Origin of the sequence: Methylobacterium sp. NPDC097929 (assembly GCF_049543375.1) — a bacterium.
Lineage (GTDB): Bacteria > Pseudomonadota > Alphaproteobacteria > Rhizobiales > Beijerinckiaceae > Methylobacterium.
Window position 1 is genome coordinate 1 of the sequence record NZ_JBMVEP010000030.1, and the last position, 10,986, is coordinate 10,986.

1 protein-coding gene is annotated in these 10,986 nt (G+C 67.0%); it reads right to left on the bottom strand.

Translation table 11 applies throughout. The annotated features are described in order from the left end of the window. Window positions 1-365: 365 nt before the first annotated feature. Window positions 366-10,877 carry a hypothetical protein gene (locus ACPCJR_RS26145; RefSeq protein ID WP_391516461.1) on the bottom strand — a complete coding sequence of 3,504 codons (10,512 nt, stop codon included), beginning with the start codon at window positions 10,875-10,877 and terminating at the stop codon, window positions 366-368. Between the last annotated feature and the right edge of the window lie 109 nt (window positions 10,878-10,986).

Genomic DNA, 10,986 nt, shown 5'->3' on the forward strand with positions numbered 1-10,986 from the left:
CCCCGAGCGAACACCGAAGCGTTCGGAAGCGCCGACACCCCGGACCATGAAGGACAGCGATCGCCCGATCCAGTCACCCGGATCAGCTCCGCTCCACCCCATCGTCCGAAGACCCCGAAGTGCCTGTCCACCAAGTGGTGGACCGCGGCGCCCCGTCGGTGAGGCAGCTTCTACGGACCACCTCCGCCAACGTCAACAGCCCCGCCTGAAAAATCTCGAGGCGCCCGGTCGGACCACGAAGCCGCGCCGCTGCGAGCCGGACATCGGCGCGGCTCGCAACGGGGATCGTGACCTCGTCGATCGGCGACCGGTTCAGCGGGAGGCGATAGCCCGGCTGATGCGCAGCACGGGGCTGGCCACTACCGCTATCGGGCAGGGTCGCGCTCGGCGTCCTGGGTCAGCTGTCCGATCTGGATCAGGGGCTGCTTTGCCTCGCCGACAGCGCCGAACACCTTGAGCTCGATCTCCAAGCGGGCTGCGCCGTCGGTCGTCGGCCCGTGCGTGGCGCGCCAATCGGCCACCACCGTCGCGAACGGAGCGATGAAGTCCGGTTTCACATCGGGATCCACCACGCTGGGGGACGGGGTCAGCAGGTTGATCGGCAGGCGGACCCGGGGGAACGACGGTTGGCCCGGAACCAGCTCGTAGCTGTACAGACCCTGCATCGAGACATCGACGGCCGTCTTGGCGTCGCCCGCGTAGAGCGACGCGAAGAACGAGGTCAGCCGCGCATCCAGATCCCCCGTCGCCCCCGTCATCGCGTCGAGCGAGAAGCGCTCGTAGCTCAGGCGCGGCACGATCGGTTCGGCGAAGCGGACCTCGGGCGTTTGGAACAGGAAGGCATCGTTCGTCCGGACCGACTTCAGGCTGCCGATCGGGAAGAGCGCGAGGTTGCGTTGAACGTAGACCGAAGCCCATCCGCTCTGCAGCGACAGCACGTCGAGCGGTGCCATCGAGACTTCGCGCCGGGCGATGCCCAGCGCCTGCTGTTCGGAGAGGAAGTCGGTCGTGCCATCGACCTCCCGAGCGTAGAGATAGGCGATCGTCACGCCCGGAGGCAGCCGATCCTGGGGCACGGCGCGCGCAGCATAGGTGTCGGGCTCGATCGCGATCACCGGTGACGGCAGGACGATCCCGCCGCCCGAGATCGTTCCCGTGCTCGAATCCCAGGTGGCCGCCGCGCCGTTGATCGTGACAGCGACGAGGTTGACGCGGGCGTGGCCCTCTTCGGTGGCATCGAGCGTCGAGGTGAAGGCGACGATGACGCGCGCAGGCTCGACCTCGGCCGCGAGCGAACGGGGTTTCAGGCTCTCGGCATAAGCCGTTGCGATCGCCGCGGTCTGAGCGGCGAAGCTCGCGACGGCTTTCCTCGCGCCGTCGTGGATTGCCGGGTCGGGCTCCTTGCCGTCGATCTTGGCGAGGTAGAGGTTCAGGTCACGCAGGATCGCATCTTGATCCGCGATGAATTGCGCGAGCGCGGTGAACAGGTCCGCACCGACATCCCGCTCGCCACCGTTCGAACCGGTATCGCCCGATCCATTGTACTCGATCGTATGGGAGACCGCGTCGGAGGCCGCCTGCTGGTAGAGATATTCGAAGGCATAGCCCCATTTGGTCAGGGCCTCGGCATCCGCCCCAGGGTTCGGGCCGGTCAATTGTCCGGCCGACTGACCCGAGACGGTGGGTGGGGTCGGCAAGTTGCGATTGACCACCGGGATGTCGCAGACACCGTCGCCGAGTGTGTAGGAAAACGGACCGTTGACGAAGGCAAGCCAACGCGACTCGACATAGCCCTCAATCCCCGGGACCGTGGCGCGCTCGAATTCGAGATGGCTGATCTGCAGATCGAGCGTCAGCGGGACATAGGCTTGGCCTTCGACGTCCTTTGAGACGAAGACGAAGGCGAGCCGCGGCTCATGCAGCGCTTTGTCCTGCCGCACCGGACCCAGGGGAATCCGCGTCGGCGTGAGCGAGAAGTTCGTGTTGTCGGGAGCGCCCTCGACCACTCCCCTCGGCTGTCCGTAGAGGTTGGGCGGCCCGGCGGGATCGACGCCCGAGGCGCCGCTGACCTCGCCGAGGCCGAACACGACCGCGGCTCCGCCGCGATAGGCGGCACCGAGTTGGTTGAGCAATTGCTGGCGCAACTTCTCCGCAGCGGCGCTGCGCGTCGACGGATCGGTCGCGCTGGTCGACAGGACCGGCCATGCCGCTCCGCTGATCGAGCCGGCAAGCGCGTCCTTGGTCGCCAGCACCTGCCCCAGCAGGCCGTCCTTCAGCGGGTCCGCGACACCGTCGAGCCTGTCGAGGATGAAGGCGTGGGGCGCATAGGTGGCGGACAGGAATCCGTCGATCGCGTCGAGGGCCGACTGGAACCATTGGTTCAGGTCGATGCCGTCGAGGTGGAGCGTCTGGCTCTCTCCCGTCTCGTAGCTGATCAACGTCACGGCGCCGCCCTGCAGCGCTCGGGCGACGGGCTTGGGCGCATAGTAGCTCGGTTGCGTCCCGAGTTCGAAGAAGATGCCTGTCCCGGCCGTCTTGCCGAAGCGCACCGCCCATAGCTGCTGGGTGCCGGCCGCCGCATCCTCACCGAGGCGCGACAGGCCTTCGCCGACCTTGAGGTACCAGTCGGCCGTCTGGAAGATCTGCTCGAACGTCGTGCTGAAGGCGGTGTAGGCGACGTTGGCGTCGCTATCGGCGTGCGGCAGGATCGCGCCCGAGATGCTCGCGCCATCCCGCAGCGCCGCCACCGCCGGCTCGACGAGGAGCGGATTGCGGGTGAGCGTCAGCGCCACGTCCATTTCGATGATGTTGCCGGCCGCGACAGCGCTCACATCCACGGGTACGGTGAGCGTCGCCTCCGGTGCTGTCCCCGACCCGCCCGCCGCGATGGCTTTCAGATAGAGCAGGCAGGCCCGAACATAGCCGCGGATCGAGTCCGCCTGCGCCTCGTCGAGGGTGGTTTGGGAGGCCGCCAGCAGCGAATTGCTGACACGCATGGTGACGGCATTTCCCGAGACGCCGGGCACGGATACGGCGAGGTTCGAATAGTCCTGATGCAGTTGATAGTAGATGCGGGTGTAGAGTTTCAGGTCGCATTCGGCCCGGTCCCGGCCGGCGTCACCCGCATAGGCCCTGCCGTTGAGCGCGAAGCTCAGCTTCAGCGCAACACCGCTGCCGGCCTCGTACGTGTAGCTGGCTCTGGTGTTGCTCCAGCCGCCCAGTCCGATCAGCCGGTCGCGGTACAGCATCGGCACCGCCGAGCCGTCGAGCGCACCCGCATAGCTCGGCGAAGGCGCCTCGAACGGAGTGACGATGGTGTTGCCGAAGATGTCGCGCCACTGCAGCGCCACCTGCGCCGTGGTGCCGATGCCGAGATAGGGATTGGCGTCCTTGCCCGGCAGTTCGGGATCGCTCGGGATCGGTGCGGCATTGACCAGCGCGAATTCGCTGCCGATTCCGAGCGACTGGCGATAGTCCAGATCGGCCTCCGCGACGGCGGCGAGCCGCGCCCCGCGCGCATCGCTGGCGCGTGCATGACTCTGGAACAGTTCGCGCAGGTCGTCGCCATGGTCCTGCGGACCGAAGGGAAGACCGAGCGGGCTCGCCTTGTAGAAGACGTTGCCCGCCAGCCCCGCCGCCAGCGAGGTATAGAGCTGGTACAGCGTATCGCGGGCGAAGTTCGGATCCGTCGGCTGATCGGACGGGAGACCGAAATTGACCCGGCTCAGCGCGAAACCCAGATTGGGCGGCGGCAGCTGATCGCGCAGATCGAAGATCTCGGGATTGAGGGAGATCGGCGCGTTCGCCGGGAAGAGGCCGGCGGCATCGGCCGCACCGCGCGCCAGCAGATCGAGGCTCACACCGTAATACGCCGCCATGCTGTCGAAGCGCGCGCCCGGCGCCGCGCGCGGATCGACCTTGTAGGTCACTTCGGGGATGGAGAAGACCGCTGCGAGGGCCACCGCTACGCCAGGATTGTACCGGGCGATGTCCTGACCGCTGATCGGCACCGCTCCGGCCGAGAACAGGGCGGCCAGCTTGTCCAGGGTCGCGGCGGCGTCGATGGTGCCGCTGCCGTTGCGCACCAGATCTGCATTGGTGAGCTGCCGCAGCGCCCCGCGGATGGGGATCGATGCGCCTGACGCCAGGGTGGTGCCGGCATTCGCTTCGGCGAGCCGCCCCGGCCCGGGTCCGTAGATGGCGGACAGCGTGTTCAGCGAATCCTCGGCGGTCAGGGGCGCCGTGGGCCCGGTCGAGGCCAGCGAGAGCGTCTGGATCGCGTCGTTGCGGGGATCGATCGCGTCCGTGGTCACGAACGAGGTGACGAAATTCGGCAGCGTCTCGCCGAACGAGGCGGCACCCGAGGCCGCGAAAGTGACGACGATCGATACGGTGCCGGAGCCCGAGGCGTCGAACAGGGCGGCCGGCAGCCCCGCGCCCGACGCCATGTCCTCATAGTAGAGGTAATAGCCGCCGCTGCGGACGGTGCTCAGTTCCCAGAGCAGGCGGATGAACTCCGCGGGGGTGTTGGCGATGCCGCGCGGCGGCGCCCCTGCGGCCAGCGCGAGGACGCTGCGCGCGGGCGGATTGGTCTCGGTCGAGAGATTGGTCTGGGTGATGAAGGCGAGGAAGTCGCCGTCCGCCGGCGTCACCAGCATCGGCGTGCCCGGTCCCGACGGGTTGTAGAGCAGGAACACGGCCGAGGCCATGTCCTCGCCCAGTTCGTCCATCGCCGTCAGGATGCGTTCGAGCCGGACGCCGTCGGCCGAATTGGGGCCGACGAGTTCGTAGACGAAGGGCAGCGACGGGGCCGATGCCGGGCCGCCCGGCAGTTCGCCGGCGCCGGTCTGCCGGGCGAGCTGCTGCGCGTCCGGCATCCGCTTGATCTCGATGTCGAGGCGCGTGCACCATGCCCAGCTCTCGAGCGCGCGGTAACGGGTCTGGCCCGTCGCCGGGTTGGTGGTCCCGACTTGCGGCTGGAACTGCGGCAGCAGCTTGTAAGTGTCGCGGATGCCCGGCACCGCGGCCCGGATCGCCTGTTGACGCGCCGAGACCAGGTTCATCTGTGCGGGCGGAAGCGCCCACAAGGTCGGCTGAACCTGCGCGGCGGACGCGGCTTCGCCGAACGAGACCGTTCCGGTGCGGTCCGTCAGCCGTTGCAGCTGAGGCATCGATCCGCTCGACCAGCGGGCATAGCCGCCGGCCGTGAACGCCTTGGGCTGCCGCTCGGCCAGCGGCAGCGCCGCGAAGACGGGCGCCGGCGCGAAATTGCCCGGCGTCCTTGCCCAGCCGACCACCGTCAGCAGCGCGGAGTAAGCCGCGCTCAGGTCGATCGCCATGGACGTCGAGGACCCGCCGTCGAACCCGACGAAATCGAGGCTGACCCCGTGACTGCTCTCGGCGCGCGACAGGGTGATGCCGTACGACGTCGCGGCCGCCGGTACCGGGAATTGCTGGCCCGTGAGCTGATAGACCCCGTAGGCCGATTGGCCGGCGGGATAGAGGAAGTCGCCGGACAGGCTCAGCCCGGCCTGACTCGGCAGTCGCAGGCCGTAGACGAGGAAGCGCGAGACCATGCCCGCGACCTGGCCGACTTGGCCCGTTGCCGCGATCGCGCTCCACAGCGCGCCGACCGGGAGCGCCTGCAGATTGGCGACCGTGAGCAGGCCGCCTTCCGCGGCGGGCGAGAACAGGCCTTCGACCGCTGCATTGGCAGCGGCGATCGCGGTGGCGTCCGTGCAAAACAGCCGGGCGAGGCTCGCGAGCGTGTCGGTCGACGCGCCGCCGTCGCCCGCGCTGGTATAGGCGATCGGGGGGATCGCCATCGGCAGGGTTGGCGTGAGCAGCCCCGTGACGGCGTAAAGGACGCTCTGCGCGGCCAGCGCGTCGATCGTGATCGGCCCGAGTTGCGCGGCGATGTCGTCGAAACTGTCGCCCTGGCGTGTGACGACGCCGTGCGAGCGCCCATCCTTGTCGACCAGATCCAACGCGACCGCGCCCTGCAGCATGTGCCGGCCACGGTTGGCGACGATGAGGTCGGCCGGCGTGGTGATCCAGCGGGCCGGTGCATTCGAATCCGAATAGCGCGCGGCCACGCTCTGCAACGTGTCGCCGGCCTGCGTGACGAAGGAGAGTCCGCCGATGGTGAGCGGCAATCGCGCGCCGAGTGCATGCCCGGCATTCGGCAGGGCGACATCCGCGATCGTCAGCGCGTTGCCCGGCACGCCGTTGAGTTCGGCCAGGATCGCGGCGATCGAACTCCTCACTTGGAGCGGGTAGGCGTAGCCCTTCAGCGCGTCGGCGCCGGCCTGCAGCAATTGGCGCGCGATGAGCGTGAAGCTGTCGACGAAGACGAGCGCCGCGATCGATTCCGCCGTCTCGTCGAGGGTCGCGGCGCGGGGCTGCTCGCGGTTCTGCGCATCGATCTTCGCGGCGACCTCCGCGAACAGCGCGCTGACCGCCGCGGCATAGGCCGGCGTCGCGGTCGCATAGGTCTCGAAATCGATGCTCGATGCGCCGCCCTGAGCGCTCGGAGCGGCGACCAAGAGGCCGTCGAACACCGGAAACAGCGCCGACCCCTTGTCGAGCCGATCCTTGAGGCCGCTCGCCTCGGCGGCAGCGGGATTCTCGATGTCGAGCTTGAAGCCGTCCGCCAGGAACTGGAGAAGCTGGGTAATCGTCAAGACCGGATGGGCGGTATCGGCGAGCCGCGTGACGTAGGCTTCGAGCTGCTCGAGCGTCACCGACGCCGCCAGCGCCTCGGCGAGATCGACCGTGTCGCCCCGGCCGTTGCCGAGCGTGTCGATGATCCACGGGAAGTAGGTCTGGGCGAGCCGGTCGAACGAGGTGCTCTCCGTCCCGGTCGCGCCGGCGGCAGGATCGGGTGCGTCCATTGCCAGCAGGAAGACGAACGCTCCCTGGTTCTGCGCGGGATCGCTGGCGCCCTCGGGAGCCAGGACGGTGTACTGGGCGCCCGCCAGCAGGCTGAGCGTGGGTCGTTCGCCCGCAGAGGCGACGAGCCGCTTGGGCCGGGGCTGGAGCCTCCGCGCATGCCGCTGCGCGGCGTCGGGACCGCGCAGGATACGGCGGGGTGCTGCCAGCACCTCGTGCATCCTCTCGCTCCCGACCTCCCAGGGCGCCGTCTCGTTCGATCCGAGAACGAAGGTCGCCGAAACGCTGGCGGAGAAGGACAAGCTGATCGAGATCGAGAACAGGCCGAGGTCGATCTTGACCTTCAGGCTGATCGTCACGCTCGCCGATGCGACGACAGGTATCTCGCGATGGCACTCGTAGGTGATCTGCAGCGACAGGACGATCTTGACGTTCACCGACGCCGAGATGATCGCGAATTCGACGCTGCCGTAGAGCAGACCGATGATGCCGACGGTGCCCGAGACCTTGAAGTAGTAGTCGCTCTGCAAAGCGCCCTTGCTGGACGCCCGCACCAGATCGGTGCCCCTGGAATCGTAGGGGTGCCAGGGTGCGATCACACCCTCGATGATGCCGAACACGGTCAGGGCGAAGCCGGCCTTGAGCGGTCCCTTCTGGAAGTTGTAGCCGAGGCCCAGTTGAAGCCCGAGGCCGAACTCGATCACCGGGTCGAAGGTGCCCAAATCGGTCTTCGGAATCCGGGTCGAGGTGGCGTTGGAAAGCTTGCCGAAATAGAAGCCGCCCGCACCGAGGACCGGTACGCCGTAGACGATCACCGAAATCGAGAAGGAGCGCTGGAAATCGAGGTTGTAGGGGAAGCCGATGTCGATGAAGAAATCGCCGTTGGTGTAAACCTTGATCCCGAGCTGAGGCAGCGTGATCGAAACCGCACCGAAATTCAGGTTGCGGATGATGTCGGGGAAGGTGAACTCGATCTGGTAGACGCCGATGTCGTCGGTGATCTTCTTGTACAGGATATCGACGACGAGGTTGGCGAGCCCGCCCATCTTCTCCCCGGCCAGGGCCAGCCGGAGCCCGTAGAGGTCGGGATCGTTGAACACCATCATCACGTCGATCGACCACGTATTGCCGACCTTCATCAGCCCCAGATGGCCCGCGATCATCCAGTTGTTGGACTGGTTGTAATAGGGCAGTCCCTTACCGCCGCCCTTGTCGGCATTCGGATCGACGGGATTGGTCTTTCCCGTCGTGCTGGGCACGTTCTGCAGCGCGCAGATCACGTCCTTGGTGTTCTTGAAGCTGGCATGGCCGGTGATGCCGACCCTTTGTCCCAGAACCAGGAGGAAGAGCTTGAACCATTCCTCGCCGCGGCCGGGCACCGGGGGCAGGTTCTGGACATCCTGCCCCTTGGCGGGATCGAGCAGGTTCTTGAATGCCGGATTGGCAGCGGCCAGCGGGCTCGCGCCTTCGATGGCGAGCGTGACTTGACCGTTGGTGTCGCGGCGGAAGGTGAGCGCAGTGATCGTGATGAAGCCGAGATTGATCGGGCTCGACAAGGCGTAGCTCGCCGACAGACGCTGGCTGAAGCTTTCACCGCTCTTCAAGGACACGTTGACGCGAAGCGCATCCAGCGAGACTTGGTCGAGCAGGTTCCAGGGGGAATCGAGTGTGAAGTACGGGTTGCCGAGCGTGCGGACCAGGGCCTGGATCAGCGTGCCGATGCTCCAGCCCTTCAGGCTGAAGGTCACCAGCTCCTTGCCGCTCTGCCACTCGGCCCGGAAGCCCTCCCAATCGACGAACAGGATGTTGTTCGTGCCCTGTGCCGTGGGCACGAACTGATAGCCCATCGTGAGCCTGAGATTGATCGCCGAGTAGATCCAGGTGCCCTGTGCGGAGCCGGAGAACTGTTGGCGGGCCGGCTGATTGCCGTCGTAGCTCAGGCTCAGCTTCGCCGGATCGATCCCCACGGTCTGGTCGCCGAACTCGAACGTCCAGCTGAATGCGGTGACGATGTCGTAGCTCGCTTGGAGCTTGCCGGTCTCCGCCGGAATCACGGCGTCGATGGCAAAGGCGGAGATGACGAGACGGCCCGGGATGAAGTCGGGGAAACCGTAAGCGGAGCCGGGGCTGAAATATTGGTTGACCAGCGCGGAGAGCGGAAGCGGTCGCGACAGCTTGGCGCCGAGATTCCAGCGCTTGGGCGACACGAACCCATCGTAGGCGACGCTGACGCCCGCCTCCAACGGCCCGACCTGCAGGAAGCCGTCGATTCCGGCCTGCCACTGCGTCGCCGTTTCCGCCTGTGTCACCCGCGCGAGGGCTCGCGGGCCTTGCGACTGAACGATGGCCGACTGGAGCAGGGTCGTCGCGTTGGCACCGCCCTTGGTCTGGGTCGGCGATTTGGCGGCGACGCGCACCGTGCCGTCGCGCACGGCGAGGATCGGCTCACCATCGACCTGCAGGAGATTGAGTTCGAGGCTAAAGCCGGCGCTGAAACTGAAGCTCTGTGCGCCGTAATCGATGGCCAACGCGATGTCGGACAGTTCGAGGTCACCGGCGCTCGCCCGATCGAGCACCACCGCGCCGCCCGAGAGCGTCGCCAGGAAATCGCTGAGCTTCGCCGTTCCGGCAAATCCCGCATAGAATTGCTTCTGCGAATTGAACTTGACCGAGAAGACCCCATCACCCTCGCCGCCCGGTCCCTTGAAGACGCTGGTGGTCAGCGTGAACTGCGTCGAGAAGTCGTAGAGCTGCTGGCGTGCGGGCGGATCGAACGGATAGGCCATCGACCAGTTCAGGGAAAAGCTGGTGATCGTGAAGTCGAGAGCGCCGGTGGGATCGGGCAGAATCGTCCAGCTGGTGTTCTTCGAACTGCCGATATCGACCGATAGCGCGGTCACCTTGGACGAGGCGCCCAGATTGCCCGAGATCGAGAATCCGTTCAGGCCGACGAAGGTCAGGAATTGCTGGACCGTGTCCGGTGTGGCGGCCAGATAGCCGCCATTCCCGCCCATCAGCTGGATGATTCCCGCCGGCGTGATGGGCTTGCCGTCCTGCGCCACCGACAGGGCGATCGTGTAGCGCGTGGTGTCGCCCGGCGTCACGGCGACGTCGAGCGCGTAGATCCCCTCGTTCCCGACATCGAAGCGCGACGAGATCGAGAGCGTCGGCGCCTGATCCCCGGCGTCGGGATCCTCGTCGGGATCGGCGAGCAGGAGCACGCCGCCCACCTCGCTCGACCCATCCGGCGCCGGGATCGTGATCGTGACGCTGGGATCCTGCACCTTCAGATAGACCAGATCGAAGGTCCCGTTCTGGATGGTCGCCGAAAGGCGCCCCGGCGGAAACAGAACGGTCTGGCCGTCGAACGCGCCCATGTTGAGCGGTCCGCTCAGGAGCAGAGCGCCGGCCGGCGCGGCGAGCCCATCGAACAGGGGCAGGAAGGGCGCGACGATCGCGGGCAGCGCAACCGTGGCGGAGAGATTCTGGACCGCGCCGCCGGACACCCTGCGCCCCGCGCCATCGCCGTAGGGATAGGTGCCGGCCTCGCTGGAGAAGACGAAGGCGACGCCGCTCAAAACAGCGAACTGGTCGAATGGGAACGCGCCCATGAAGGCGAAGGAATCGGTCCAGGTCCAACCGGCCGGCGTGGTCTCCACCTGTACGATCAGCCTGCCGCCGTCGACCGTGAAGACCAAGGTCGCCGGCGCGGCGAGCGGCGCCTTGGCGCCGACGAACGGGACGGTCGCCCGCTTCACCGTGAACGCAGCGCCCTGCACCTTGCCGACATCGGCCTTGGCGACCGCGACGGTGAAGTCGGCCGGCAGCGTCAGAAAGAACGCTTGGCGCAGCCACGCGTCGTACTCGGGCGGTACCGTGACGGCCGCATCGTTGAGGCCCGCCGTCAGAAAGGCGGCATCGAGGGGAAAGGGCTGACCTCCGGCGGCGGCCTCGATCGCGGCGCGCAGATTGTCGATGGCGCTCATGTGATGCCTTCCTGCGCCTTAGAGCCTGTTTGAGGTCCTCCGCCGGCCGTCCCCATCTGTCTCGTGTCACCAATACACGATCCGTCTGGCAGGACGGAGGAGAGAGCAG

Excerpts from the sequence above, each read along its gene's own strand:
- ACPCJR_RS26145 (WP_391516461.1), bottom strand. The coding sequence starts at position 10,877 with ATGAGCGCCATCGACAATCTGCGCGCCGCGATCGAGGCCGCCGCCGGA.